This is a genomic window from Streptomyces sp. L-9-10 (genome assembly GCF_004151105.1).
Classification (GTDB): Bacteria; Actinomycetota; Actinomycetes; order Streptomycetales; family Streptomycetaceae; genus Streptomyces.
This window is the reverse complement of record NZ_PHRF01000077.1, coordinates 18244-43644: the sequence shown is the minus strand read 5'-3', so window position 1 is coordinate 43644 and position 25401 is coordinate 18244. Positions and strand designations below refer to the sequence as shown.

21 protein-coding genes and 6 pseudogenes are annotated in these 25401 nt (G+C 69.1%); 10 read left to right on the top strand and 17 right to left on the bottom strand.

Translation table 11 applies throughout. The features are described 5' to 3' along the window. The first annotated feature begins 116 nt into the window (after nucleotides 1-116). From CU044_RS19735 to CU044_RS19720, 4 genes are all read left to right on the top strand, one after another. On the top strand, nucleotides 117-1076 hold the full coding sequence (locus tag CU044_RS19735) for an ABC transporter permease (protein WP_129770042.1): 960 nt from the start codon (nucleotides 117-119) through the stop codon (nucleotides 1074-1076). After that, the gene (locus CU044_RS19730; protein WP_129770041.1) at nucleotides 1073-1972 is read left to right on the top strand and encodes an ABC transporter permease; all 900 of its coding nucleotides are present in this window, start codon (nucleotides 1073-1075) and stop codon (nucleotides 1970-1972) included. The genes CU044_RS19735 and CU044_RS19730 overlap by 4 nt, the downstream gene beginning before the upstream one ends. Then, nucleotides 1969-3747 (top strand): ABC transporter ATP-binding protein, encoded by a 1779-nt coding sequence (locus CU044_RS19725; RefSeq protein WP_129770040.1) that lies wholly within the window; start codon nucleotides 1969-1971, stop codon nucleotides 3745-3747. Before CU044_RS19730 ends, CU044_RS19725 begins: the two co-directional genes overlap by 4 nt. Before the next feature lie 62 nt (nucleotides 3748-3809). Next, a complete protein-coding gene (locus tag CU044_RS19720; RefSeq protein ID WP_240045725.1) occupies nucleotides 3810-4730 on the top strand; it encodes an ROK family protein in 921 nt (306 codons plus the stop codon). 291 nt (nucleotides 4731-5021) lie between these two features. Here the strand turns inward: CU044_RS19720 and CU044_RS19710 are convergent, their stop codons facing one another. Together CU044_RS19710 and CU044_RS19705 are read right to left on the bottom strand one after the other, a co-directional pair. Then, nucleotides 5022-5885 (bottom strand): SDR family oxidoreductase, encoded by an 864-nt coding sequence (locus tag CU044_RS19710; protein ID WP_129770038.1) that lies wholly within the window; start codon nucleotides 5883-5885, stop codon nucleotides 5022-5024. 469 nt (nucleotides 5886-6354) lie between these two features. Further along, nucleotides 6355-7329 carry a glycoside hydrolase family 6 protein gene (locus tag CU044_RS19705; RefSeq protein ID WP_129770037.1) on the bottom strand — a complete coding sequence of 325 codons (975 nt, stop codon included), beginning with the start codon at nucleotides 7327-7329 and terminating at the stop codon, nucleotides 6355-6357. Nucleotides 7330-7581: 252 nt separating this feature from the next. Here CU044_RS19705 and CU044_RS39605 point away from each other — a divergent pair. The 3 genes and pseudogenes from CU044_RS39605 to CU044_RS39600 all read left to right on the top strand — a co-directional run. Next, a pseudogene (locus tag CU044_RS39605) lies at nucleotides 7582-7778 on the top strand (alpha/beta hydrolase); the annotation flags it as partial. A gap of 315 nt (nucleotides 7779-8093) precedes the next feature. Further along, nucleotides 8094-8351 (top strand): annotated as a pseudogene (locus CU044_RS19695) (adenylate kinase); the annotation flags it as partial. 983 nt (nucleotides 8352-9334) lie between these two features. Continuing rightward, the gene (locus CU044_RS39600) at nucleotides 9335-9631 is read left to right on the top strand and encodes a hypothetical protein (RefSeq protein WP_240045715.1); all 297 of its coding nucleotides are present in this window, start codon (nucleotides 9335-9337) and stop codon (nucleotides 9629-9631) included. Between the two features lie 259 nt (nucleotides 9632-9890). Here the strand turns inward: CU044_RS39600 and CU044_RS19685 are convergent, their stop codons facing one another. Both CU044_RS19685 and CU044_RS19680 read right to left on the bottom strand, forming a co-directional pair. Next, on the bottom strand, nucleotides 9891-10475 hold the full coding sequence (locus CU044_RS19685; protein WP_129770034.1) for a DinB family protein: 585 nt from the start codon (nucleotides 10473-10475) through the stop codon (nucleotides 9891-9893). A 289-nt stretch (nucleotides 10476-10764) separates the two neighbouring features. After that, complete coding sequence (locus tag CU044_RS19680) at nucleotides 10765-11145, bottom strand: hypothetical protein (protein WP_129770033.1); 381 nt, start codon at nucleotides 11143-11145, stop codon at nucleotides 10765-10767. A 75-nt stretch (nucleotides 11146-11220) separates the two neighbouring features. Here CU044_RS19680 and CU044_RS19675 point away from each other — a divergent pair. Continuing rightward, a pseudogene (locus CU044_RS19675) lies at nucleotides 11221-11788 on the top strand (transposase family protein). A 112-nt stretch (nucleotides 11789-11900) separates the two neighbouring features. On the opposite strand, the gene CU044_RS19670 reads toward CU044_RS19675, so the two are convergent. Continuing rightward, on the bottom strand, nucleotides 11901-12266 hold the full coding sequence (locus tag CU044_RS19670) for a helix-turn-helix domain-containing protein (protein WP_205124089.1): 366 nt from the start codon (nucleotides 12264-12266) through the stop codon (nucleotides 11901-11903). Between the two features lie 98 nt (nucleotides 12267-12364). Here CU044_RS19670 and CU044_RS19665 point away from each other — a divergent pair, with 98 nt between their 5' ends. Continuing rightward, complete coding sequence (locus tag CU044_RS19665; RefSeq protein ID WP_129770032.1) at nucleotides 12365-13162, top strand: SDR family oxidoreductase; 798 nt, start codon at nucleotides 12365-12367, stop codon at nucleotides 13160-13162. A 129-nt stretch (nucleotides 13163-13291) separates the two neighbouring features. Here the strand turns inward: CU044_RS19665 and CU044_RS40055 are convergent, their stop codons facing one another. The 7 genes and pseudogenes from CU044_RS40055 to CU044_RS19640 form a co-directional block, all read right to left on the bottom strand. Beyond that, entirely contained in the window at nucleotides 13292-14383 is a 1092-nt protein-coding gene (locus CU044_RS40055) for an FAD-dependent monooxygenase (protein ID WP_275670201.1), read from the bottom strand. 89 nt (nucleotides 14384-14472) lie between these two features. Then, a pseudogene (locus CU044_RS40050) lies at nucleotides 14473-14751 on the bottom strand (3-(3-hydroxyphenyl)propionate hydroxylase); the annotation flags it as partial. Further along, the gene (locus CU044_RS40045; protein WP_205124088.1) at nucleotides 14691-14987 is read right to left on the bottom strand and encodes an FAD-dependent monooxygenase; all 297 of its coding nucleotides are present in this window, start codon (nucleotides 14985-14987) and stop codon (nucleotides 14691-14693) included. The pseudogene CU044_RS40050 and the gene CU044_RS40045, both read right to left, overlap by 61 nt. Continuing rightward, complete coding sequence (locus CU044_RS19655) at nucleotides 14984-16132, bottom strand: VOC family protein (protein WP_129770031.1); 1149 nt, start codon at nucleotides 16130-16132, stop codon at nucleotides 14984-14986. The genes CU044_RS40045 and CU044_RS19655 overlap by 4 nt, the downstream gene beginning before the upstream one ends. A gap of 23 nt (nucleotides 16133-16155) precedes the next feature. Next, the gene (locus CU044_RS19650) at nucleotides 16156-17961 is read right to left on the bottom strand and encodes an AMP-binding protein (RefSeq protein WP_240045711.1); all 1806 of its coding nucleotides are present in this window, start codon (nucleotides 17959-17961) and stop codon (nucleotides 16156-16158) included. Between the two features lie 443 nt (nucleotides 17962-18404). Continuing rightward, nucleotides 18405-18653, bottom strand: coding sequence for a hypothetical protein (locus CU044_RS39065; RefSeq protein WP_193564008.1), 249 nt, complete (start codon nucleotides 18651-18653; stop codon nucleotides 18405-18407). A 186-nt stretch (nucleotides 18654-18839) separates the two neighbouring features. Then, nucleotides 18840-19472 (bottom strand): TetR/AcrR family transcriptional regulator, encoded by a 633-nt coding sequence (locus tag CU044_RS19640; protein ID WP_129770030.1) that lies wholly within the window; start codon nucleotides 19470-19472, stop codon nucleotides 18840-18842. 580 nt (nucleotides 19473-20052) lie between these two features. On the opposite strand from CU044_RS19640, the gene CU044_RS19635 reads away from it, so the two are divergent. Then, nucleotides 20053-22977 (top strand): SpoIIE family protein phosphatase, encoded by a 2925-nt coding sequence (locus tag CU044_RS19635; protein ID WP_240045709.1) that lies wholly within the window; start codon nucleotides 20053-20055, stop codon nucleotides 22975-22977. A gap of 201 nt (nucleotides 22978-23178) precedes the next feature. Here the strand turns inward: CU044_RS19635 and CU044_RS39590 are convergent. From CU044_RS39590 to CU044_RS19605, 5 genes and pseudogenes are all read right to left on the bottom strand, one after another. After that, nucleotides 23179-23268: pseudogene (locus CU044_RS39590) on the bottom strand (GNAT family N-acetyltransferase); the annotation flags it as partial. Next, entirely contained in the window at nucleotides 23246-23608 is a 363-nt protein-coding gene (locus CU044_RS19620; protein WP_275670202.1) for a hypothetical protein, read from the bottom strand. The gene CU044_RS19620 and the pseudogene CU044_RS39590, both read right to left, overlap by 23 nt. A gap of 111 nt (nucleotides 23609-23719) precedes the next feature. Then, entirely contained in the window at nucleotides 23720-23950 is a 231-nt protein-coding gene (locus CU044_RS19615; protein WP_129770029.1) for a hypothetical protein, read from the bottom strand. Between the two features lie 2 nt (nucleotides 23951-23952). Next, on the bottom strand, nucleotides 23953-25104 hold the full coding sequence (locus CU044_RS19610) for a Rieske 2Fe-2S domain-containing protein (protein WP_129770028.1): 1152 nt from the start codon (nucleotides 25102-25104) through the stop codon (nucleotides 23953-23955). Then, nucleotides 25101-25265: pseudogene (locus CU044_RS19605) on the bottom strand (FAD-binding protein); the annotation flags it as partial. The pseudogene CU044_RS19605 and the gene CU044_RS19610, both read right to left, overlap by 4 nt. Between the last annotated feature and the right edge of the window lie 136 nt (nucleotides 25266-25401).

Below are 25401 nucleotides of genomic sequence, written 5' to 3'. Positions count from 1 at the left end.
GCCCCGGGACCCGCGCGCACCCCTCGCGCCCCCGCCGCACCGGCACCCGCCACGCCGACACTCCACGTCGCAGTGACGCCCGCGCGCACCACAGAGACGAAGCGACCGGAAAACACATGAGTACTTCCTCGTATCTGATCAGACGCGTCCTGCAGGCCGTCGCGGTGATCGTCATCGTGACGATTGTCGTCTTCGGCCTGCTGCACGCCCTGCCCGGAGGCCCCGCGCGCGGGATCCTCGGGCCGCAGGCCACCGCACAGCAGATCGCCCACTTCAACCACGAACAGGGCCTCGACAAACCCCTGCCCGTGCAGTACTTCTACTACCTCGGCCAACTGCTGCACGGGGACCTCGGGACCTCGTACACCCTCAACGAGCCGGTCTCCCAGCTCATCACCGAGCGGCTGCCGAAGACCTTGGTCCTCACCATGCTGTCGGCTCTCGTCGGCCTCGTCCTCGCCATCCCGATGGGCATGTGGCAGGCCGTGCGCCGCAACAAGCCGGTGGACTACGTCATCACCACACTGAGCTTCATCGCCTACTCCACGCCCGTGTACTTCCTCGGGCTGATCCTGGTGCTGGTCTTCAGCCAGGGGCTGGCGTGGTTCCCGTCGCAGGCTCCGCAGGGCGAGACGCTGGGCCAGGTGATCTCCGAACCGCAGGCCCTGGTACTGCCGGTGGTCGCGGGCGCGGCCTCCATGGTCGCGGTGTTCAGCCGCTATATGCGGGCGGCCACCCTGGAGAACCTCTCCGAGGACTACGTCCGCACGGCCAGGGCCGGCGGCTCCCGCGCCCGCGCCATCCTGTGGCGGCACGTGTTCCGCAACTCGCTGACGCCCGTGGTCGCCATGCTCGGCTACTACGTGCCGGTGCTCTTCGGCGGTGCCCTGGTCGTCGAGCAACTCTTCAACTACCCCGGCATGGGGCTGCTGTTCTGGACCGCGGCGCAGTCCTCCGACTACCCGGTCCTGCTGGGCTGCGTCCTGGTGATCGCCGTCGCCACCGTCGTCGGCACCCTGCTCGCCGACATCGTCCAGCGGATCATCGACCCCCGAGTGAAGGCAGGCCGGGCATGAGCGCCGTCATCCAGCCGGACCTGGGCCCGGCGAAAGCCGCCCCGCCGCGTGAGGCCTCCGGCGCACGGCTCGCCGTCCGCCGCTTCCTGCGCAACAAGCTGGCCGTCGTCGGACTCGCCGTCGTGGTCTTCTTCTTCCTCTTCTGCTTCGCCGGTCCGCTGGTGTACTCCACCGACCAGACCCACACCATGCTCCAGCAGGTCAACCTCGCCCCCAGCGGCGCGCACTGGCTCGGTACCGACGCCGTCGGCCACGACGAGCTGGGCAGGTTGATGTACGGCGGCAAGGTCTCCCTGATCGTCGGCGTCGCCGCGGGCGTCCTCGCCACCGTCATCGGCACTCTGTGGGGCGCCGCCGCCGGTTACGCGGGCGGCTGGATCGACGCCGTGATGATGCGGATCGTCGACGCCGGCATCGCCATCCCCGCGCTGTTCATCCTGCTGGTGGTCTCCGCCATCGCCACGCCGGGCCTGACCGGTCTCGTCGTCATCCTGGGCCTGGTGTCCTGGCTGGTGCCGTCCCGGCTGGTCCGCGCCGAGACGCTGACCCTGAAGAACCGGGACTACGTCCTGACCCTGCGTGCCACCGGCGGCACGCACGCCCGTGCGATCCTGCGTCACATCCTGCCGAACTCGGTCTCCACCATCATCGTCGCCGCGACCTTCCAGGTCGCCGACGCCATCCTGCTGGTCGCCTACGTCTCCTATCTGGGTATGGGAGTCCGGCCGCCACAGACCGACTGGGGCGGCATGCTCTCCGCCGGTCTCACCGCCGCATACTCCGGCTACTGGTGGCTCATCCTGCCGCCCGGCCTGGCCATCATCCTCGTGGTGTGGGCGTTCAACGCGATCGGGGACGGACTCCGCGACGCATTCGATGTGAGGGGACGCGGATGACCGCCACCACCAAGGGCTCCGCCGCCCGCACCGCGGCGTCCGGCCCGATCCTCGAACTCGACGACCTCGGCGTCGTCTTCACCACCGAGACCGGCGACGTACCCGCGGTCAAGGGCGTGTCCCTCCAGGTCCGGCCGGGCGAGACGCTGGCCCTGGTCGGCGAGTCCGGCTCCGGCAAGTCGACCATCGCGCTCGCCGCGATGGGCCTGCTCGACGGGAACGCCCAGGCCACCGGCAGCGCCGTCATCGCGGGCACCCAGATCGTCGGCGCCTCGGAGAACGGCCTCGCGGCGCTGCGCGGCAAGACCGTCTCCATGGTGTTCCAGGAGCCGGCCACCGCACTCGACCCGCTCACCCGGATCGGGAAGCAGATCACCGAGGTGATCCGCAACCACCGCGAGGTGTCCGCCAAGGACGCCGCCGCCGAGGCCGTCGAACTGCTGCGCAGGGTCGGCATCCCCGAACCGGAGAAGCGCGCCCACACCTACCCGTTCCAGCTCTCCGGCGGACAGCGCCAGCGGGTCGTGATCGCCATGGCCATCGCCAACGAGCCCGGCCTGCTCATCGCCGACGAGCCGACCACCGCCCTCGACGTGACCGTGCAGGCCGAGATCCTCGACCTGCTGCGCCGACTCGCCGCCGACACCGGCACCGGCGTGCTGCTCGTCACCCACAACATGGGCGTCGTCGCCGACTTCGCGGACCGGGTCGCCGTCATGTACCACGGCGAGATCGTGGAGACCGGACCGGTCGAGGACGTCCTGCTGCGCCCCGCCCACGACTACACCCGGCGCCTGCTGGCCGCCGTGCCCCGGCTGGCCGTCACCGAGACCGCGGACGGCACCGGCCGGCCGGCCGTGTCCGTGCCGGCCCGGACGAACCGTTCCGCGGCCGAGCCGTCGGCCTCGCCCGCCGGGCCCGGCGGGCCCGCGAGCGAAACGGTGGTCGAACTGCGCGACATCGACGTGGTGTTCGGCCGCGGCAAGGCCGCCGTACGCGCCCTCGACGGCGTGTCGTTCCGGGTCGGGCCGGCGGAGACCCTGGGCCTGGTCGGCGAGTCCGGCTCCGGCAAGTCCACCGCCGCCCGGGTCGCGCTCGGCCTGATCCCGCCCACCTCCGGCACCGTCTCCCTGTTCGGCGCCGACCTCGGCCGCACCCGCGCCCGCGCCCGCCGCGCCCTGCGGGCGGGCATCGGTGTCGTCCTCCAGGACCCGGTGGCCTCCCTCGACGCTCGGATGACCGTCGGCGAGTGCGTCGCCGAACCCCTCCGGGTGCACCGTCGCGACCTGTCCGCCAAAGACCGGCAGGCCAAGGTCGCCGCCGTACTCGACCGGGTCCGGCTGTCACGCGAACTCGCCCGGCGCGCGCCCCGCGAGCTCTCCGGCGGACAACGCCAGCGGGTCAGCCTGGCCCGAGCCCTGATCCTGGAACCCCGGCTGCTGGTCGCCGACGAACCCACCAGCGCGCTCGACGTGAGCGTGCAGGAAGCGGTCCTGGAGGTCATCACCGAACTCCAGGACGAACTCGGTTTCGCCTGCCTGTTCGTCTCCCATGACCTCGCCGTCGTACAGCACTTCGCGCAGCGCGTCGTCGTGATGCGCGCCGGCCGCATCGAGGAGCAGGGCTCCACCGGGACGACCCTGCTGCATCCGGAGACCGACTACACACGCCGTCTGCTGGCCGCGGTGCCAGTGCCCGACCCGGTGGTGCAGCGGGGCCGCAGGGCCGAACGCCTGGCCACCCTCGCGGCCGGCCGTACGGAGGCCCAGGCATGACCGGACCTCTCCTCTCCCCCCGCACCCCGCAGGACCCGGCCATTCCCACCACCCTCCGGCCGCTGATCGCCGGTATCGACATCGGCGGCACCACCACCCAGGTGGTGGTCTGCTCGGACGACCTGACCGTCCTCAACAACGCGGAGGCCGCCACCCCGGCGCTCGAGGGCGGCCGGGCCATGGTCGGCGCCGCGCTCGACACACTCGCCCCGCTGCTGGCCCGTACCCCGGGCCGCCTGGTGGGCGCGGGAATCGGCGCCGCCGGGGTGGTGGACTCCGCGAACGGCCGCATCCTGGTCGCGAGCGACTCCTTCCGCGGCTGGGCCGGCTTCGCCGTCACCGCCGCCGTCGAGGAGGCCCTGGGCGTTCCGGCCTTCCTGGACAACGACGTCAACGCCTTCCTCTACGGGGAGGTCTACGCCGGAGCGGTGCGCGGCGAGGCCGACGTCCTCGGCATGACCCTGGGGACCGGCGTCGGCGGCGCTCTGTGGACCAACGGGGCTCTGTTCGTGGGTCCGCACGGCGCGGCCGGCGAGATCGGGCACATCCCCGGCTTCGGTGACCTGCCCTGCTCCTGCGGCGGCCGGGGCCACTTGGAGACGTTGGCCTCCGGCCGCTCCATCGGGGCTCGTTACGCCGACCGCACCGGCCAGCGTCTCACCGCCCGTGAAGTCGCCGAGGCCGCGGCCCATGGCGACGAGGACGCGCTCGCGGTGTACCGCGCCGCGGGAGCGGGCATCGCCCACGCGATCGTCATCACGGCGGGCGTCGTCGACATCACCACGGTGGTCGTCGGCGGCGGCGTCAGCCGCGCCTGGCCCCTGCTGGAGCCCGCCATTTTGTCAGCCCTCGCCGTCGAACCTCCGGTCAGCGGCCACCCCGTCCGCCTGGTCCGGGCCGCCCTGGCCTCCGACTCCGTCGCGGTCGGCGCCGCGGCCCGCGCCCGACGCGAACTGGGCACGGAGGTGAGGGCGACGGCGTAGGGAAGCGAGCCGGCCCCGGGGGCGCCGGGCGGAGGTGCCCGCCGAGCCGCCCACGCCATCGGAGGCGGAGAACGCAGCCCTGCGCAAGAAGGTCCGTGGGCTGGAGGAGGAGCGCGCGATCCTGCCTGACCTCCGGCGTCGTCCGGCGTCAAACTCGTAGTCGATCGGGCTTCGGTATCCGCACACGCTGTGTAGCCGGTGGGTGTTGCAGAACCCGGTGATCCAGGTGGCGGTCCTCAGCCGGGCCTCGGTGCGGGTGGCAAAGATGTGCCGCAATGTGATGGGAAGCGGTCAGCCGGCGACGGGAGTCTCAGGCTGCATCTCGTAGGAGTGCTGGATCGCCTCATGCCGGGTCCCGAGGCCGTCCGTGACCTTACGCTCCCAGGGAACCCGCTGGAGGCGCTTGGTCTCTTCGAGCATCGACGTGGGCTCCAGATTACGGAAACTGTCCACCTCTCCGGCAGCGACGGACGTCAACGTCGCATAGACCGCTTCAGGATCGAACTGCGTTCGGGGGAAGGCGAGCTTGGAGTAGTCAAAAATCCGCTGAGACGGGTCGTCCTCCCAGCTCTCCCAGGTCTGGAACATCCGGTCGTTGAAGCCGGTCAGGAATGGTCCCGGGTTGACCGTGGCGACTTCGATGTTGTGCTCCTGCAGTTCGTAGGCCATGGTTTCGGCGATCGCCTCGACCGCGTGCTTGGAAGCGGAGTAGATACCGGTGAAGGGATTGACGTTCAGGCCCTCTCGGGATGAGACCCAGACGATTCTTCCGGCGCCACGCTTGACCATCTGCTTGGCGATCCCCTGAGTGAGGAGCAGCGGTCCGGTGACGTTGACCTCGAACTGGTGCCGGATGTTCGGTGCGGGAATGTCAACTGTCGAGCCGCCTTCGCCGATTCCCGCGTTGTTCACGAGAATCTCCACACCCCAGTTGAGGGCTTTGCGACGATCACCGTCGTTGGTCACATCGAGCTTTTCGACCTGCAGGCTCACCCCTCGCTCGGCCGCCTGCCGCTTCAGTGTCTGGACCTGGGCGTAGATCTCCACCGCGGCGATCACAGCGAAATTCTTTTCCGCCAAGCGCATGGCGGCTTCATACCCGAAGCCGGTACCCGCTCCTGTGATGAGGACCTTCTTGAGTGCCGCATTCACCATATTGAGGCGCTTCCTTTCGCATTGTCGGTTCCAGCGGTCATCGATGTGGAGACCGCGACCGATCCTCGGCACCGCACGCCACCCGCCACGGCGGCAGTCCAATTCTCGATTGCCATCGAGGCGGCGTCGCAAAAATGGTGAATTCCCATGACCGTTGCCCCAGCACCATCGGTCATGATCTGATTCCGGCCGCTTTCTGTGAAATCCAGTATTCGACCTGGATACTCACGGCGTCCCCTGTCCCAGACCCCAGATTCAATCAGCGCGCTTCATTCTGCACGTCTGTTGCGTCCAATCGTGTGGTCCCCGACGGCGCTGCGGGCAGCGCGCTCCGAAAGGCGCTCCTCCGGGGCCGAGCCCAGGGCGCCGCAGGTGCGTCCCAGAAGCGGGATCTGCTGGCCCGGGACGGGACCGTTGACTGCGGGCTGCGACCGGGAGGAAGCAGCCCGCAGTGACGAATCGGGCGGCCTCAGTATCCGTAGATCATCTTGTACGCGACTTCCGGGAGGAACTGACCGGCCACGGAGCCGGCGCCGACTCCGCAGTTGCCGTCGGACTCGCCGGGAGTCTTCAGCCACAGCAGCATCTCGGCTCCGCCGCCCGTCTGGCTGACGGCGCCGATCCTCCGACCTGCGGGGTTGCACCACTCGCCGTTGGAATCGTTGCCGTTGCGGCTGGTGTCGATGACGAAAGGCTTCGTGTAACCGTAGGACGCCGACAGCGCCGAGTTGATGGCGTTGCCGTAGCCGATGTTGCGGCTGTTGCCGTAGTAGTTCGAGATGTTCGACGAGAAGCCGTGCGCCTGCCGGGCCCCCGCGCCGTCGAGATGCCGGGCCATGGTGGCCGCGTCGATCCAGGCGGGGTTTCCGGCATCCAGGTACGTCCACGTGTTGGGCGCGTGCGCGGAGAACTGCGCCAGGGCGTCTCTGAGCATGGCGTTGCGCTCATCGATCTGCTGCTGCGTCAGACAGCTGTAGTCACCGAGGGAGTCGGGCTCGATCACCACCAGCGCCGGTCGCCCGCCGATGGCCGAGGCGAAGGCGGATATCCAGGTGCGGTACGCCGCCGGGGAACCCGCCCCGCCGCCGGAGTGGCCGCCACAGGCGTCGCGGCCGGGGATGTTGTAGGCGATCAGGACGGGAAGTTTGTCGGCGGCGTCCGCGGCTCCCACGTAGGAGCCCACCGCGGCGCCGATGTCACCGCTCCAGGAACCGAACCACCGGGCCATGGGGCGCGAGGCGATGTTGTCCCGGATTGCCGGCGCCCGTCCGTCGCCGGGGTTCGCCGCGGCCCATGCGGCCGGTGTCGAGTTCGGGTCCGCGTAGAACCCGCTGGTCATGCCGATCGGATCGGCCAGGACGCCGGCGTCGGCCTGCCCGGCGCCGAGGGGCAGGAGCAGGCACGCGAATGCCGACGTGACGAGCGTACGCATCATCTTTCTCATGAGTGCAGCCCTCTCTGGGAGCGCTCCCACATCGGCGGTGACTCAGCTGCGAGGGAGACGCGGGGGTGGGGGGAGGATCGAGCGGCGGTCCCCTCGGGGCTCTCTCCGGGAACTGCCGCTGTCAGACGAGACAGTGACAGGGGGCCAGTCCGCTGTCAATGAGTTCGGTGAGGGCCGCGGGATGAGGGGCGGGGAGGTGGCGGGTGTTAACCGGGACGCGTCCCGAGCAGCCGCTGCGTAGGGTCTTGCCGGATGACGCTCTCTCATGAGGTGGCCGGAAACGGTCCTGTGCTGGTGCTGGTGCTGTTGCATTCCGGTGTGTGACCGGCGGATGTGGGATACCCAGTGGCCGGCCTTGATCGACGCCGACTACCGGCAACCCGCTGGTGCGCTGTGATCTTCGGGGCTTCGGCGAGACTCCCGCACCGGACGGGCCGCACAGCGACGCTACGAAGATCACGACCAAGCCGGGCCATGCACGTGCGAAGCGCCTTTTGCTCGCTGTGCTCTCCACCAGCTCAACAAGCGCCCGCACCCGTTCGCATGCCGGGCACGCCGCGGAAATACCTGGGCACCCATGGAAAAGGACCTCACCGTGCCCATCATCTGTGAAATACACAAGGAGAAGAGCGTCTACGCAGTCACGACGCCCAGCATGACCGAAGGGACACATCATCGATGCGCATCCTCCTGATCGGGCCGCCAGGAGCCGGCAAGGGTACGCAGGCTGTGCGCCTCGCCGCACATCTGTCGATCCACCCGACCACAGCCCGCCTGCGGTGGCAGGAACCTGCGAGGTCTGCGGCGGTGAGCTGTACCAGCGCGATGACGACCGCGAGGCAACTGTTCGCAGGCGGCTGAAGGTCTATCGCAGCGAGACGGCACCGGTCGTCGACCACTACCAGGCTCTTGGTCTGGTGACCACGATCTCGGCCCTCGGCCAGGTCCAGGAGGTCCTGGACCGCGCGCTGGCCGCTATCGGCCAGGGGCAGGTCGACGCCCCCGGCACGTCGAGTTGTTGACCCCTCCGCCGGGAAGGTGCGCGGGGCTGCCGCCGTGACGGCCACCGCAGAGGACTGCACGCTCCGCCCGCCCAAGCCGCCGCTCCCCCGGCTACGCCGTGGCCATGGTGCGCGGCCTCAATCCGCTGGTAGTGATCCGCGACGGCCAGGTAGCCGCCGCCACGGGCCGTACCGATGCCCAACAATCGGCCACCGTCGGCATCGTGGATGCGGTAGCGGATCGGCTCCTGTTCGCGGACGGGGTTCGGGTCGGCAAGGGGGCGGTCGTTCCAGGTGTCGGGCATGGGGATTCTCCTTGTCTGCGCTGTCCGCGGGTTCGGCTGTGGGCGGTGTGCTGTCAGCCTGTGGGCCAGGTGCACAGGAGGGCGGCGATGTCGCGGGCAGTGCAGTGGGGGGATCCAATATTGCCGATGGGGCCTGCCTCCGTTTCGGCGAGCTGACGACGTGTGTGTTTCGGGCCGACGGCACAGACACGTCTCAGGCACCGGCAGTGCGGTGGTCGGCAGTCCCCTGGCGTGGCCGGTGCGGCAGATCCCTGCGTGGCCGGAGGGTTCCCTGTGCCGGGGTCCGTCCTGGCATGATCGGGCGTCTGTCGGCAAAGAAGGAGGCCACCAGCGTTGTGGCTGCCCTCGGCCGGCGATCCGCGTATGTCCGGTCGGCCTGACGCGGTACGGCGAAAGTGGGAGGTCCGCCGCCCGGCGGACGAAGGCTTCCCTGTCTGTGATCGAGGAACGGAGCTAAAATTGGTAATCCCCTCCCCCCACGACGGCGGCCCCGACCGTCTGGGAAGCATGATCGGCCTGTTCTGGATAGAGCAGGACAAAGTGTGCCTGGGTGCGCCGCCAGTCGAGGAGGACCCTGGCGTCTTCCTTTCCCCAGCCGGAGTTTCGGTCGGTGAACAGACGTGGCTCTGGAAGGATGTGACGGATCTTCAGGTGCTGGACGTTCCGGTCCGTTCGGCGACCGTACGGTGGGCGACTCGGGTGACGGCCGTCATTGCCGCCGCTCTGAACTTCTGGGGGCCGGACGGTCCGTCGATGATGACCGCGGTGGTGCACGCCCAGGACGAGCGTGTCGAGACACCGGTCTTCTCCGCCGCCGCCACCGCGTACGCCCAGCGGGAGGTCGACCTCTCGCTCGGGCTGCTCTCCCACTTCGTGCGGGGCAGCGCCTCGCCTTCCCTGCTGACCCAGTGGTGGGGAGAGAGCAGACCGGCCGCGGTCCTGCATTCACGGGACCGGGAAGCCGTGCTCGAAGGCTGGCTGACCCCCTTGATGTGACTCCCACGGACACACTCACGCTCACGAGCGAAGGGCCGCCCACGGATGCCGGACGGCACAGCGGCCCTGCGACTCGGACTCAGAGGGCGTCTCACGTGGCAAGTTTCGCGAGCTTCTTGTAGCAGGTCAGGGCAGCGGCCAGGCCGAGGAAGGCGAGGAAGTGCGAGCCCTTTCGTTCGTATGGATGGTCAGGCGGCACAGATCAGCACTCACGGCCGGCACCATGCCGCTCGAACATCACGTCACGTGGGACAGCGTTCTATGCCTTGACTGATGCGGCCGATCTGGCGGCCTGCTCGATCTTCGCGCAGTAGGCGGTGCGGGCGTCCTCATCGATCCGCATCTCGTGTTCGGGGCGCATCCCGGTTCGGCCGTCGACGCCTTCGCGCAGGATGTCGGCGTGCCCGGCATGCCGGTTGGTCTCGCCAAGGACGTGGACCAGGATGGCGAACAGGTTCGTGTTGGCATAAGGCTCCGGCCACCACGGCACGTGGCCGGGGGCATCGAGGACAAGCTCGTCGATCGTCGCGTCTGAGTGTTCCCACGTGCGCCGGTAGGACTCGATGATCTGATCGCGCGCCTCGTCCTCAGCCGCCCACAGATCGCTGCCGTCGTGGTCCTGCCACCGGGGCAGCGGTTCCGGAGACGGCCGGTCGAAGACCTCGCCGAAGTACCTGGCCTCGACGCTGGCCACGTGTTTGACCAGGCCGAGGAGGTTGGTCCCGGTCACTGTCAAAGGTCGGCGGGCGTCGTATTCGGACAGGCCGTCGAGTTTCCAGAGCAGCGCCTTGCGATCCCGCCGCAGTCTCTCGTGCAGGTTGTCCTTCGCGAATTCATCGATCATGCGGCATGAGCCTGCCATGGGCTACTCGTGGCCTCAAGATCCCGTACGTGGACCGCAACGACCGGCAGAGCCGAAGCCTGGCCATGGCCACCGCCCTGAGCTACTCAAGAAGCTCGCGAAACTTGCCACGTGAGACAACGCCTTACTCGCTGAACGGGGAAGAGAAATCACACGATTTACGTGTGCTCGCGTGATGCCGGTGACTGTGTCTCTCGGGGCGAGTTTGCTACTTGCCCAAGGGTTGTCCCGTAACTGCTGTTCATCTCCAGCGGGAGACAGCCCGCGGGGGTCAGCAGAAGATGAGCTCAACTTCCTTCTCCAAGCAGTACTTCATGACGGTGACCAGTTGACGCACATCGTCGATGCGTCGTTCAAGGACGGGATCCCCGTCCTCGTGCTGCCGCTGGTCGGTGATTGCCTCCAGCCTGGGCAGCATGGCCGCACATTGAGCGGGCGCGAGAGAGCTGTCGTCGTCTGGATGGTCGAGTAGCGGTGCCAGCGTGGTGGAGACGCTGCTCCACAGGCGGTCTCCACCGAATCCGTTCATCTCCGCAAGGGTGAACCCCTCCGCCTGGGCCAGCCACTCCCTGAACATGTTGAAGCCGGTATAGGACCAGGAGACGTCTGGGCTGGTCACGTCGTCGTCTCCAGGGGAGAGCATGAGCCCCATCCTGTTCCTCCTTGCTTGCCCGATGCCCAGGATCAGCCGCGGGGAGCCGTGTCGGCAACTGAAATGATCTGTCGTATGGCTGGTGTGATCACGGCGTCGGAGTTCTCGTGGATAGCCCCGTCCACCGGGCTGAGTCCGCGCGCCTTTGCCAGGCTGATGACGGTTCTGCGGCGCGAGGGTGCAGCCGTGGCCCGCAGGGGCCGGCCGTGGAACCTGCCATTGAAGAACCGGACCCTGATGGTCGCGACGTATTGGCGCACGAACCTGACCATGCGCCGGCTGGCCCCGCTGTTCGGGGTTTCCAAATCGGCGGCGGACCGAATCATCGATCACCTCGGGCCGATGCTCGCCCTTCAGCCCCGCAAGCGGTTCGCGAAGGACACCGTGATGATCGTCGACGGGACCCTGGTGCCCACCCGCGATCACGCTGTCGCCGAGCAGTCGAAGAACTACCGGTACTCCACCAACCACCAGGTCGTCATCAACGCTGACACCCGCCCTGTCGTGGTGGTCGGCCGGCCCCTGCCCGGCAACCGCAACGACTGCAAGGCGTGGGAGCAGTGACTGCCGTCTCAAAGGTGACGGCGTCCACCACGCCATGCTCGGTATCGCACGGATGCACAACCTCGCCCCCGCCGGATAGCCCATCCAGCCGTACAGCAGCCCACCATGCCCGAGGCCACTGAGAGATCATTTACGGGACAGCCCTTAGTTACCACCTGTCCGGTTGGCACGGTTCGCGGCCCCGGTGGCGGCTATTCGTCGGCCGCGGCGGACGGGCGGCGCACCGGGGAGGCGTGGCGTTCTCCCCAGGCGCGCAGTGCGGCAAGGGTGGGGAGGAGGTCCTGCCCCGCTGCGGTGAGCAGGTACTCGTCGCGGGGTGGGCGCTCGCTGTAGCGGCGTCGTTCGATGACTCCGGCTTCTTCGAGCTTGCGCAGCCGGAGGGCGAGGGTCTCCCTGGGCGCTCCGGTGTTGACCTGGATGTCCTTGAAGCGGTGGACGTCGAAGCCGATCTCACGGAGGACGAGCAGGCTCCAGCGTTCGCCGATGATCTCCAGCGCGTCGGCGATGGGGCAGACCCGAGGGGCACCGAGATTGGTCGATTCGATTTCCTGACTCACGGTGCTATCGTAACCCGTGCAGTGAATTCGAAAAACGAACTCATGTTTTCGGTGATCGCCTTTCGCGCGAGCCGCAGCGAGCAAGGAGCACCTCAGCCATGTCTTCGATCCTGATCACCGGCGCCTCCAAGGGCGTCGGCCGAGCCACCGCCATCGAACTGGCCAAGCGCGGCCACCGCGTGGTCGCCACCGCACGCGACCCCCGCGCTCTGGAGGATCTCGACGTCGACCAGAGGCTGTGCCTGGACGTAAGCGACCAGGCCAGCGTGGAGGCGGCCGTCGAGCAGGCCGGCGAGCTGGACACCCTCATCTCGAACGCCGCCGCCATCTTCGCCGCCGCGGTCGAGGCGAGCCCGACCGCCGAGATCGAGCGTCTCTACGCCCAGAACACCGTCGGCGCGATCCGCGTCACCCAGGCCCTCCTTCCCCAGATGCGCAGGCGCCGGCAGGGCCGGCTGCTGTTCGTCTCCAGCGTCGGCGGGCGGACCGTGATCCCGGGCAATGCCGCGTACGCGGCCACGAAGTGGGCCCTTGAAGGCTTCGCCGAAACCCTTGCCGTGGAAGTCGCGGGCTTCGGTATCGACGTCAGCCTCGTGCAGCCGGGCCCGATCAGCTCCGGCGCCCTGGACGACATGCTCACCTACCGGCTGCCCGACGACCCGTACGCCGAGCTCCTCTCCGGCGGCATTCCCCCGGAGGTGATGGTCACCCCCGAGTACGTCGCCGGAGCCCTCGCGGACCTCGTGGAGTCGCCGTCCGTGCCTCTGCGGGTACCGGTCGGACCCTTGGCCGAGGAGGTCATCGCCGCCCGCGACCGCGCTCCCTACGACCGTCCCTTCATTCGCCGGCCTGCCGTCCGCCCAGGCCGGAATCCGGACCGCCGGCCGAGGAGCTGAGGGCCCGACCGCCCGGGACGACGGACGAGCGTCGGCACCGGACCGCCGCAGGTCGTTCAGGTGGACGATGTGTTGTGGGCCGTCGATCTGGGCGTTCCAGGTGCCGTGTGGACAGCCATGGAGCCCGTCTCAGGCGTTGACGGCCGCCTTGGCGACCGTTTCGAGTCCCCCGCTGCCGTGCGCCGGATTGGCGGCGTCGTCCTCCTCGACAGCTCCGGCAGAAGCCAGGATCTGAGCCCAGGCATGAGCCGACTCCAGGAGGGAGCCGCTCTTGCCGTGTTCGGCGGCAAGCACGACGTGGTCGGGGCGGAGCAGGGCCATGCCTCCTTTGAGCCAGCTGTGCAGGGCGCCGATGGTGTCGATGGCACACGCGCCGTCTTCCTTGCCCGTCGGCTGGACGCCTGCCGGGAGGACCGTGAGAATCCGGGCGGGCAGGGCTCCCGCGAGGCGGATCTCCCCGGAGGTGAGCGGCCGGCAGGTCACGAGGGCGAAGCCGTCACCGAGAAGGTCATCGAGCCGTACGGCGTCGCCGTTGACGGTATGGACCGAGGGCTGGGGGCCGAGTTCACCGGGGCGGGGGCCCCGCGCGGGGGCGGCGGTGCGGCGTGCGAGTGCTCCACCCTGGAGGGCCGGGCTGAGGGTGGTCGGCACGGCGTGGGACAGCAGTGCGGTGTGCCGGCCGACGGCGAGGCCTGCCCGGCGGGCGATCCGGGCCGCGAGGCGCCCGCTGGTCATCGCCTGACCGATGAGGACGGCGGTGCGGACCAGGTGGACCGCGTGGGGGCGGCGTTCGCGCTCATAGGTGTCCAGCAGCGCTTCGGTGCTCTGCCCGTGAAGGACGCGGGCGAGTTTCCACGTGAGGTTGTGGGCGTCGCGCAGGCCGGCTCCGAGGCCCTGGCCGATGAACGGCGGAGTGAGGTGGGCGGCGTCGCCGAGGAGGAAGGCGCGGTCCTGGTGCCAGCGGTCGGCGACCTGGGCGCGGAAGGTGTAGCGGGCCATGCGGACCACGTCGAGCTGGTGCTCGGGGATCGTCCCGGTCCAGGGTGCGAGGAGTTCCAGGGCGCGGGCACGGTTGGTGAGGGCGGCTTCGGCCTCTTCCTCGTTGAGGCGGAATTCCCAGCGGTAGCGGTCCTCGCCGATGCGCATGTACGTGGCGGGCCGGGCGGGGTCGCACACCTGGTGGACGCCCTCCCAGACGGGGAGCGGGATGGGACATCGCACGTCGATGACGAACCAGTGCTGGGGCCTGCCGAGGACTGGTGGCGGGAGCCGATGGCCTGGCGGGTGAGGCTGGTCGCGCCGTCACAGCCCAGGACGGCGTCCGCGTGCACGGTGCGTTCGGCGCCGCTGTGGAGGTCTTTGACGCGGATGGACGTGGACCGGCCGGTGCCGGGTGGTGGCAGGGTGAGGCTGAGGACCTCGGTGTCGCCGTGGAGACGGATCAGGGGCTGCCGCTTGAGCAGGTCACGCAGGATGTGTTCGAGTTCGGGCTGGTCGAACATGTTGGCCTGAGGGTATCCGTTGGCCCTCAGGGGGTCGTCGCGCAGAAAGCGGGCCAGGACGCGGTGCTGGGCGTCGACGAGCTGCATGCCGAGGGCGGGCCGGCTGCGGGCCGCGAAAGCGTCGGCGGCTCCTCTACGGCTTGGAGGATCCGCATGACCTCGTCGTCCATGTGGACGGCGCGGGGCAGGGGGTAGGGGGCGGGGTGGCGCTCGAAGACCTCACTGGGCACGCCGTACCGCGCCAGCAGGAGGGCCGCGACCAGTCCCACGGGGCCCGCACCGATGATGGCGACCGGCGTGCGCTCGCCGGGGGCGGGGGTCATGAGCTCATTGCCTTCACCAGGGCGTTCAGGCGGGCCGGGTCGAGTTCGTTGTCCTCGCGCAGAGCAGTGAGCACGGTGTGCAGGAGTGCTGGTGAGGGGGTGGCGCCGAGGAAGTCGCGGGTGGCGGGTGGTCCCCATTGGGCGAGTCCGGAGGCGGACATGGCGGCCCAGCCGGGTTCGAGGGTGTGGTCGAAGAGGTCGCCGTCGGTGAAGTGTTCGACGAGGAAGCGGTCGGGGTCGCGCCAGTAGTCGAAGATCTGGCTGCCCTGGATGTGGCGGCCGATGCCCCAGGAGCGGCGGTAGCCGCGCTGGGCGAGGTAGGTGCCGCCGGCGGCGAGGGCGTCGAGGTCGGCGACCTGGTAGGCGGAGTGGACGTAGCCGGTGTCGGGGCCCAGGTGCATGGCCAGAGTGTGGTGGTCGGCGGGCTCGTCGCCGCGGTCGCAGCGGATGAACGCCATGGTGGGGCCGCGGTCGCGTTGTCCGTCGAGGTAGAGGAAGTCGCTGACGATGAGGCCGAGATGGTGCAGGTACCAGTCCAGGGCCCGGCCGAAGACGCGGGTGGAGAGCACGACGTGGCCGAGGCGCTCGACCCGGGCCGGCTCCAGGGGCGGGCGCCGGGCCGCGTTGATCCGGACGGTATGGCCGCCCGTGTTGAGCGGGAGCGGCTGCTGCCCGGGCAGGGCGGGGTGCTCGGTGACGCCGTGGACGACACGGACGGGGATCCCGGAGGGGTCCAGGAGGTCCACCACGTGCCCTCCCCCGTACTCGTGCAGGGGGTGGACGCGTCGGCCGGTTGCTTCGGCGAGGCGGTCGAGGTCGGCGCGGTCGGCGGCGAGGAAGGCCGGGCCCAGGAAGCGTGAGGTCGGGCCCTTGCGGATGACCAGGCAGTGCGGTCCCGGCCGGGTGCCGCGCAGGTACAGGGCCTGGGGAGTACGGGCGGCGACGGTGAAGCCGAAGTCGCGGGCGAAGGTCTCCGCGCGCTCCAGGTCGGGCTTGACGAACTCCAGCCAGGCGAGGTCGACGGCCTTGATGACGGGCCGGCGGTCACGTCCCGGGTGTTCGCCGTGGCGGGCGCCGTCCTCACTGTGCAGGCCGTGGTGGGGGTCCGACACGGTGTGGGCGGGGGCAGTGGTGGTGGAGGTCATGGGTGGCTCCAGGTGGATGGTGCTCAGACCTGCGTGAAGGTCCAGTCGAAGGTGTACCGGCCGAGGGCGGCGGTGATCCGGTCGGCGTCGGCGGAGGACGCGGGCCGGGGAAGGGTGACGGTCAGGCGGGCGCCGTCGAGATGGCAGCCGACGCTGTTGGGATCCGACGGCAGGTCGGCGGCCGCGAGTTCATCGAGGACGGTCCGCTTCAGGGTGCGCATCCGCAGCGGCACCTTGGTGGGCTTGCCGACGGCCGTCACCGGCAGGGCGTCGAGGACGATGACGTCCTTGGGCACCGCCGCGCTCTCGTGGAGGAAGGCACGCGCGTGCGCGATCAGCGCGTCCGGTCCGGTCAGCGCCTTGGGAGCGTCCGGGGCGAGGGTGACGTAGACGACGGGGACCTCCCCCGCTTGGGGATCGGGTCTGCCGACCGCGCTGGCTCCCGTCACGTGGGGGTGGTGCAGAAGGGCGTCTTCGATGGCACCGGGGTCGATGTTGTGGGCGCCGCGGATGATGAGGTCCTTGGCGCGGCCCAGGAGGTGGCTGAAGCCGTCCTTGTCGACCCGGGCGAGGTCGCCGGTGTTGAGCCAGCCGTCGCGTATGGTTTCGAGGCTGTCCAGGCGCACGCCGTCCGGGTCGTGGCCGGTGACGTAGCCGGCGAAGACGGTGGGGCCCTTGACCAGCAGGACGCCGGGGGATCCGGGCGGGAGGTCCAGCCAGTTGCCCTGCGGATCGACCAGGGCGGTCTTGACCTGCTGGTAGGGCAGGCGCTGGCCCACCGATCCGGGCCGGTGGTCGTCTCCGGTGAAGCTGCGGGCCGTTGCGCAGGTCGCCTCGGTCAGCCCGTACCCCTCGCAGATCTCGACACCGGTGTGCCGGGTGAAGGCGGTGCGGACGGCGTCGGGCAGGGCGGAGGCGCCGACGACGGCGAACCGCAGGGAGCTGATGTCCGCGTTCACCGGGACCTGCGCGAGGACGGAGTACACGGTGGGAACCGCGGACATCGCGGAGATCCGGTAGTGCTCGACGATCGTCCAGATGTGGCCGTGAAGGGCGGGTTCGCGGTAGCCGAGCGGGCCCGCCCACACCACATGCTGGCCGTGTGGGGTGGTAGTCACTGCCACCAGAGGACGCCTTTCCCTCTTGCCGCGTGCGGCGCCCGCGTGCGGCACGATGAACGAGATCCCGGGGTGGCGCCGCAGGGTGCCCGACATGATCAGGTGGGCCACGGTCCGGGTGGTGTCGAAGGCGAACTCCACCATGGGGCGGGGATACCCCAGGCTGGTGTCCTGCCAGCACTGCGGCGAGGTGGGGTGCAGGCAGACCACCGCCCGGCGCTCGTCAAGGAGGTCCATCAGCGGCTCGTAGTGGGGATCACCCAGGTAGCGGCCCTGGTAGTGGGTCTTCAGGACGATGCCGTCGGCGCCCAGCCGGTCCAGCGCGTACTCCGCCTCTGCGAGGGCGGCCGGGATGTCCGGCAGCGGAAGGGAGGCCATGAGCCCGAACCGCCCCGGATGCGCACGGACCAGCTCCGCTCCCTCGTCGTTGACGCTGCGGGCCAGCTCGCGCGTCGCCCCGGCGTCCCCGAAGTCGACCCCCGGCGAGGACACCGACAGCATCGCGGTCCGCACCCCCACCGCGTCCATGTGGGTCAGCGCCGCCTCGGGATCCCAGTCGGGGATGGCGGGCATCCCGTCCGGCTCGCCATGGCCTGCGGCTTGCATCGCCGCGCGCAGGCGGTCGGTGATGAAGTGGGCGTGCACATCGATCGCGCCGGGCAGCGGCGGAACGGCTGCGAGCTCGCCCGCGCTCGCGTCGTTGGCGGTCATGAAACTCTCCTCACCGGCGGCGGGTCGTCCTCCCCCCACCCAAGTGATGGAATCGTCAATTACGAACGACCCATCAGTCAATGGCCGGGGCATCTTCTCGCTCGCCGGACCAGGGCCCGCTCCCGCGTGAACCCCTCTGGGGGGTGCCCGGCTCGGGCGGACCGCGGTCCGGCGCCGCGAGGCGCGTTCCGATACCGCGGGCGTGGACGAGATCGGCGATGCCGTGCACATCGTCGCGTAGCCGCAAACGTGCAGCTGACGGTCGGACCCGGTGTCATGCGGACTCACCCGCACGGGGAACGGTTTCCGGTACGCGCCCGCCCGCACCCGTACCGGCGCTGGTGGTGGTGCTGGCGGCTTCGCCGCCTTTGGGCGGCTGGGCGGCCGGTTCCAGCCCATGATGGCGGCGCCGATGGCGGAGCCGACTTCGCGAGTGGTGTCGTTCATGGCGGAGGCCGCCCCCTGGCGGTCGGGGCCAGCGAGTCGACGATCGAGCTGGTGCCGGCGGAGCCGATCAGGCCGATACCGAGGCCGGCGGTGACCAGGGCCACGAGGAAGGCGGGGTAGCTGCTGTCGGCGTCCAGGAAGGTCAGCCAGAACATGCCGCCGGCCAGGCACAGCAGCCCTGCGGGCAGCGCCGTCTTGTAGCCGAGGCGCTGGACGAGCCGGGGGGTGAGCTGGGAGGCGGGCAAGGACCACGGCCGCGACCGGGATGAGGACGATGGCGCTCTTGAGGGGGCCGCGGCCGAGGACGAGCTGGAGGAACTGCAGGCCGACGAAGAAGAACCCGAAGACGGCCATGAACCGGGTCATGATCGTGATGGTGGCGACGCGGAACCCGCGCAGGTCACCGTGAGGCCGCGAGGCCGGCGCGGGATCTATCCCAGTACAGGAAGGGGCTTGGTGGCGAGCTCGTGGGCCTCCTCGGCCGGCAGGCCGAGCATGCGCAGCACCATTTCGGCCGCCAGCTCTCCGGCCGCGGCGTCGAGGTCGCTGGTGGCGCCGAGCTGGACGAGGCCGAGGACGGCTCCGCCTACGGCGCCGAGGGCGACGCGGGCGTCGGTGATACCGAAGCGGCCGGACGCCCTGCCCACCTCCAGGTCCCGCAGGGCCCGCGGCCCCAGCCCGGTGCCGCTGTGGACGTGCTGGAGCCCGCGAAAGCGCAGGATTTCAGTGATCTCCGGGTGGCTGGCGGCCAGTTGCAGCGTGAGGCGGACGCTGGCGGCGAAGGTTTCGGCCGGGTCGTCGATATCGGCGGTCGCGGTGTCGAGAAGCCGGCCGTACTCCTCCAAGGCGTCGGCGACCGCCGCGTCGAAGAGGATGTCCTTGCTCTCGAAGTGGTTGTAGAAGGTGCCGAATCCGACGTCCGCCCGGTCGGCGATCGCCTGAATACTCACGTCCGTTCCGCCCTGCTCGGCCAGGATCTGGCGGGCCGCACCGATGAGGGCCTGGCGAGTCTTGGCCCGACGGCGTTCGAAGCGGTTCGCGGGCTGGGCGGTCGTGGGACGCATGCCCTGATTCTAGTCGACAACAGAACTGATGAGAACATCAAATACGACTCGCAAGATCATGTGATTCCCATACCTGATCGGGCTCGCGCTGACCTCGCCGCTCGTTGACCTGGCCGTTGCCGGCCACGCCGCGCGGCCCCGGCCAGGCCCGAGTGACCGTCGTACAGGCGTAGGAACGCGGGCCCCCGTCGAGTACGTCGTCGACGAGACTGCATCGGACGGCGGATCCGCGTACGACTCCCGCGAATAAATACCGCAGTAGAATACAATAATAAAGCTAGAACGTGCGGCGGAGCATGGGCGGAGCGGGCTCCTGTAGCGATAACGCCCAGGCGGGAGTATCCTCGGGCGACTAAAAGCAGAAACCGGGACTATCGTCCGGATTTTTAGGCGGATGCCCGAGCTGACGGCCTCCCTTTCATCAAAATCGAGCAGAAGCGCGGCCGTCCGCGAGAACAGGTTTATCCCCCGTTGCCCTCGATTAAGGGGGGATCTTCGTAGTCGATGTATTTATTCATCCGGGCTGATAAGGCTTCCGTCCCACTTTGGTTTGCCCGGCTCTCGCGGCCAGGAGGTGCACATGGCCGAGCGGACTCCGGCGGACGAGACCGGTGACGCGCGGTTGCGCATGATTGCCAGCGCAGGTGACGAGCTGCGAGGGATGGATCTCGTGGGCTACGCGCTCGACCATGCGGTGACGGTGATCGGTGGGCTGGGCGGCATGGTGCATCTCCGCGGTCCCGGCGGTCGGGGACTGCTCCTCATGGCCGTGAATGGGCTGGCACGAACAGCCCTCGGCGATTGGGAAGAAATCGAGGAGAGCGGGCCCACGGCCCCAGCCCGTGCGGTGGCCGGCGGAGTGCGGATATGGGTGTCAGGCGAAGACGCGGCACCCCAGACAAGGGCTCGGGCGCTTCAGGGTGACTACGGTTTGCTGGCAGTTCCGCTTCTCACGCCGGGCGGAGTGGCAGGCGCGCTGTCCGTGTTGACTGTCGTCGGCGATGAACCTTCGCGGCGGCAGATGGCTGCGGTGGAAGCTCTCGCCGCCTGGGTGACCGTACGCCTGCGGGAGCACCCGGCGACGTTCAGGCAGGCCGATTCCGGTGGGCGGCTGTGGGATCGTCCGCCCGCCACGCCGCTACGGCAGGCGATGGAGGCCGTCAGGGTGGGTTCCTGGGAGTGGGACCTGGCCACCGGGGAGCAGGTCTGGGACAAGCGGACCCGCTCGATCCTCGGAATGGACCCGGCGCCTCCCAAGCCACGTTTCGAGACCTGGACCAGTTTGGTCCACCGCGATGATCTGCCATGGGTCCTGGTCGAGGTCGAGCAGGCGATCCGCAACCGCAGGGTACTGAGCCTGGAGTACCGGGTCTGCCGACCGGACGGGACAGTGGTCTGGATCAGCGCGCGGGCCCGGGTGATGCCCGGCAAGGACGGAGAACCCGATCGCATGGTGGGCACGGTGTGGGATACCACCGAAAGCCGAATCACCCGGGACTGGGTCGGCCGCGCTCTGCGGCATATGAGCGACGCGTTCTTCGCGGTCGACAGTGAGTGGCACATCACCTTCGTGAATGTGGAGGCGGAACGGCTGTTCGGAACCTCGAACGCGGTGCTCGGCCGGAGTCTCTGGGATGCGTTGACGGGCATAGGTGTCGATGCTGCGGCACTCGGTCTGGAGTCGCGCTACCGGCATGCCGCCGAAAGAGGCACACCTGTCGAGTTCGATGTGCAATGGCCCGCCAACGAGCGCTTGTACCACATGCGGCTTGTCCCGGTGCCGGACGGGCTGACGGTCTATGCCACCGACGTGACCGAGAAGCGGGCGCGGGAGGCGGATCGCGCCGCCGCCGAGCATGCCGCCGCCGAGCGCAGCGTCCGGATCACCGAGCTGACCAGCGCACTCGCGGAGGCTCTGACGGTGCGAGACGTCGTGAACGCCGCCGCCGAACGGATCCTGCCGCCATTCGACGCCACCGGCCTCGTCGTCCAGTTCATCGAGGGGGAAACCATACGAGTCGCAGGGGCCGTTGGATACTCACAGGCCTTCCTCGAGCGCCTCGACGGTACCCCCGTCAATAGCATCTCACCGGTTGATGAGGTGTATCACAGCAGGACGCCGGTCGTCCTCGACTCGGTCGAGGAATACATCGCGCGCTACCCCAAGATGGCCGCATTTCCGGGCGCGGGGGACAAGCGCGCCTGGGCTTTCCTGCCGCTGATTGTCTCCGGCCGCGCCATCGGGTGCTGCGTCATCTCCTTCGCCGAGTCACGCCACCTGCTGGGCGAGGAGCTGGCTCTCCTCACCGTGCTCAGCGGGCTTATCGCGCAGTCCATCGAGCGCGCCCGCCTTTACGACACCGAACATACCCGGGCACAGGAACTCCAACGGGGACTGCTGCCGCACGCACTGCCGTCGACCCGAGCCGTCAGCGCCGTCGCGCGCTACCTGCCGGCCGCCGAAGGCATAAACGTCGGTGGCGACTGGTATGACGTCATTCCCTTGTCCGGGACCCGGGTGGCGCTGGTCATCGGCGATGTGATGGGGCATGGGTTGCCCGAGGCCGCCACCATGGGGCAGCTACGCACCGCCGTGCGCACGCTCGCCGATCTGGAGTACCCGCCCGCCGAGCTCCTCACCCGCCTGAATGACCTGGTGAGCGGCCTGGGAGACGACTTCTACGCCACATGCCTGTACGCCGTATACGACCCGGTCCTCTCCATATGCACCATTGCTTGCGCCGGGCATCCCCCACCGGCGCTGGTGGACCCGGGAGGCACCGCGCGGTTCATCGACCTGGTTCCCGGCCCGCCGCTCGGCTCCGCGCGTTTGCCGTTCGAGGCCATCGATGTCCCCGTCCCTGAGAGCAGCCTACTGGTCCTGTACACGGACGGATTGGTCGAATCCGCTGCCCAGGACCTCGACCGCGGAATGAGGCACCTGGCGAGCGCGTTGCGCACCGCGGTCTCGAACTCTGGACGCGGCCATGGTGCGACCGCCCGGCGCGGCGCGGTGGAAGGCGAGAGCGAATCACTGGGGCGAGTGTGCGACGACGTACTGGCCTCACTGCTGGCAAGAGAGCCCCTCACCGACGACGCCGCGCTACTCATCGCCCGTACCCGCGCAGCCGCTCCGGGCGACGTGGTCGCCTGGTCGCTCCCCGACGGGCCGATCGCTGCGGGCGAGGCACGCGATCACGTCCAGAAGCAGCTGCTCCGCTGGGGTCTCAGCCCACTCGCGACGACCACAGAGCTGCTGGTCAGCGAGCTGGTCGGGAACGCCGTCCGACATGGCAAGACCCCCATCGGGCTGCGTCTGCTGCGCAGTGAGGTGCTGATCTGCGAGGTCTCGGACGCCAGTGCGACCACGCCGCGTATCCGCCATGCCTCGGACACTGACGAAGGCGGGCGCGGGCTGCAGTTGGTCGCCGCCTTCTCCCAGCGTTGGGGTAGCCGCTACACCACCACTGGCAAGTGCATCTGGACCGAACAACCGCTTCCCTGACTGGGCGCGGCACACCGTGGAGTCGACGCTCAGGTCCCACGTGATGCGTTGAGCGCCTCAAAAGGCACCGCGCCGTGGCCACGAGATACGACAAGCTCGCGGGCCGCTATGAGGCCGCTGTCCTCGTAGCGGCCAACAACGAGTGGCTGTGACCAGCACCGTCAGGAAAGGCGGGCGGAGGGCCCGTGAAGTCTGGGTGGTTCAGGGGTTGATGGCGTGTTCGGTGAACTGGCCGCAGGAGCGGAACTCCAGGCGGCGGTGGACGGGCTCACCGTCGGCCGCTCCACGTAGCCGACCAGGTTCCGGGCCAGGCTCTGCGCTGCCAGTACCTGCGGGGCGGCCTGGGCGAATTCGATACGCCCTGGCAGCGCCCGCCGTCCGTCCGGACTGGTCCGCGTCTCGTGAGAACACCACGAGCCTTTCCGAAAACGTACTCCCAGCCGCGCTGCACCAACCACACGCGGTCGACGGCCACGAAGAGGACGAACTCCTCGTTCCGGTTGGCGCAGACGAGGACGATCCGCCCCCGACCGGCCGCCGAGGCCGTCTTCAGGAGGGACAGCACGGGAGTGACCCCGCTGCCGCCCGCCAGCAGAAGGAAGCCGCCGTCCAGGGTGCGAGGGGTGAACACCCCGGACGGCGGCAGCACCTCCAGTGCCGTGCCGGCAGTTCGGCGTCGAACACCAGGGTGTGTGCGTCGGCTGTCTCACGGACAACCTCGGCAACGGAGAGACGCAGCGGTTCAGTCGTTCTCGGGCACCCTTACGAGGCCTTCGCGCACCGCCTGCTGGATCGACGCGCGCAGCGCACCGCAGTGCGTCACGCGCGCCGCGTACTCGCCGTCCGCCACTCGCAGGGCTATCTCCTCGCAGGCGACGGCGGCATCGGTCGTCCACTGGACGCTGGTGTGCGGAAGGCTGTTCTTCTGGACCAGGACTCGTGTTCTGCAGGTCCGGCAGCCGACCTCCTGCATGCCTAGCCCCGCGCCGACTGCGGGATCATGGAGTAGGAGAAGCCGTTGGCGACGTTCTCCGCGACCTCCTTCTCCCACGCGTCGACCGCCCGGGCGGTGTCGATCTCGAACTCGAACCGGTTGACCATCTCGGGCGTGACGTCCTCAACGTCCACGTAGAACTGCTGGTACCAGCGCCGCAACTGGTAGACGGGCCCGTCCTGGTCGCACAGCAGCGGATTGTCGATGGCCGTCTTGTTCTTCCAGACCTCGACGTCCTGCAGGAACCCGAGCCCAACACCCTCGGCGACCTGCGCGGCCATCGCGTCCGCGTCTTCGTCGGACATGCCCGGGAATTTCTTGACGATCGCTCCCCACTGGAGCATGAAGCCGTTGTCGGAGATCGGGTAGTGACAGTTGATCAGCACGGTCTCGACGGTCATGCCCGACGCCTCGTTCCAGAGGTAGTCGATCATGTAGGACGGCCCGTAGTAGGCCGACTCCGAGCGCTGGGTGATTTTCTGGGTCTCCGCGCCCGGCACCAGCCCGAGGGAGGCGTCCTCGCGGGACACACCGTCGAAGTACTGGGTCGCGACGTGCCCCTCGAAGATGTTCTTGAAGTACGTCGGCAGCGCGTAGTGCACGTAGTAGAAGTGCGCCATGTCCACCACGTTGTCGACGATCTCCCGGCAGTGTGAACCGTCCACGCGCAGCTGGTTCCAGGTCCAGGACGACCACTCGTCGCTGTACGCCCCCTCGATCCGGGGAATGGTGACCTCGGGCGGCGGCGGGTTGCCCTGCGGGTCGTGGTAGACGAACAGCTGTTTGTTCTGCTCCAGGGTCAGCCACGCCTGGGTGCGGGCCCCGCGCGGGACTCGGTTGGCGTAGGGGATGCCGGCGCACTTGCCGTCGCCGTCCCACCGCCAGTCGTGGAACGGACAGGCGATGGCGTCGCCCTTGACCGTGCCCTGCGTGAGGTCGCCACCCATGTGTGGGCAGTAGCCGTTGAGGACCTTCAGCTCTCCGTCGCCGCTCTGGAAGACGACGAGTTTGGTGCCGAACGCCTCGACGGCGTGGGGCTTGCCGTCCTTGAAGGACTCGGCGATGCCGAGGCAGTGCCAGCCGCGGGCGAACCTGGCGGGCGGCGGGGCCGCCTCGATGACGCGGTGCTTCATTTCTTGACTCCCTGCGCAGCGATGTGGGTGGCAGCGACATGGCCGAAGGTCATCGACGGTCCGAGCGTCGAGCCCGGTCCGGGGTAGGTCTCATCCGTGACGGCGGCCGAGACGTTGCCGGTGGCGTACAGGCCCTCGATCACCGAGCCGTCAGGCCGCAGACGGGCTCGGCCCCGCCCGGATCGGTGACTCCGTATCCCTCGGCCGGCTCCGCCGCGATGAGCCTCCAGCCTCTGTGACCGAGGAGCTCGGAGTGGGCAGCATCCCCGAGTACCGCCGCGACGCCTTTTCCGGCGC

Excerpts from the sequence above, each read along its gene's own strand:
- CU044_RS19735 (WP_129770042.1), top strand. The coding sequence starts at position 117 with ATGAGTACTTCCTCGTATCTGATCAGACGCGTCCTGCAGGCCGTCGCG.
- CU044_RS19730 (WP_129770041.1), top strand. The coding sequence starts at position 1,073 with ATGAGCGCCGTCATCCAGCCGGACCTGGGCCCGGCGAAAGCCGCCCCG.
- CU044_RS19725 (WP_129770040.1), top strand. The coding sequence starts at position 1,969 with ATGACCGCCACCACCAAGGGCTCCGCCGCCCGCACCGCGGCGTCCGGC.
- CU044_RS19710 (WP_129770038.1), bottom strand. The coding sequence starts at position 5,885 with ATGGTGAATGCGGCACTCAAGAAGGTCCTCATCACAGGAGCGGGTACC.
- CU044_RS19705 (WP_129770037.1), bottom strand. The coding sequence starts at position 7,329 with ATGAGAAAGATGATGCGTACGCTCGTCACGTCGGCATTCGCGTGCCTG.
- CU044_RS19685 (WP_129770034.1), bottom strand. The coding sequence starts at position 10,475 with ATGATCGATGAATTCGCGAAGGACAACCTGCACGAGAGACTGCGGCGG.
- CU044_RS19680 (WP_129770033.1), bottom strand. The coding sequence starts at position 11,145 with ATGGGGCTCATGCTCTCCCCTGGAGACGACGACGTGACCAGCCCAGAC.
- CU044_RS19665 (WP_129770032.1), top strand. The coding sequence starts at position 12,365 with ATGTCTTCGATCCTGATCACCGGCGCCTCCAAGGGCGTCGGCCGAGCC.
- CU044_RS40045 (WP_205124088.1), bottom strand. The coding sequence starts at position 14,987 with ATGACCCCCGCCCCCGGCGAGCGCACGCCGGTCGCCATCATCGGTGCG.
- CU044_RS19655 (WP_129770031.1), bottom strand. The coding sequence starts at position 16,132 with ATGACCTCCACCACCACTGCCCCCGCCCACACCGTGTCGGACCCCCAC.
- CU044_RS19650 (WP_240045711.1), bottom strand. The coding sequence starts at position 17,961 with ATGACCGCCAACGACGCGAGCGCGGGCGAGCTCGCAGCCGTTCCGCCG.
- CU044_RS19640 (WP_129770030.1), bottom strand. The coding sequence starts at position 19,472 with ATGCGTCCCACGACCGCCCAGCCCGCGAACCGCTTCGAACGCCGTCGG.
- CU044_RS19635 (WP_240045709.1), top strand. The coding sequence starts at position 20,053 with ATGGCCGAGCGGACTCCGGCGGACGAGACCGGTGACGCGCGGTTGCGC.
- CU044_RS19615 (WP_129770029.1), bottom strand. The coding sequence starts at position 23,950 with ATGCAGGAGGTCGGCTGCCGGACCTGCAGAACACGAGTCCTGGTCCAG.
- CU044_RS19610 (WP_129770028.1), bottom strand. The coding sequence starts at position 25,104 with ATGAAGCACCGCGTCATCGAGGCGGCCCCGCCGCCCGCCAGGTTCGCC.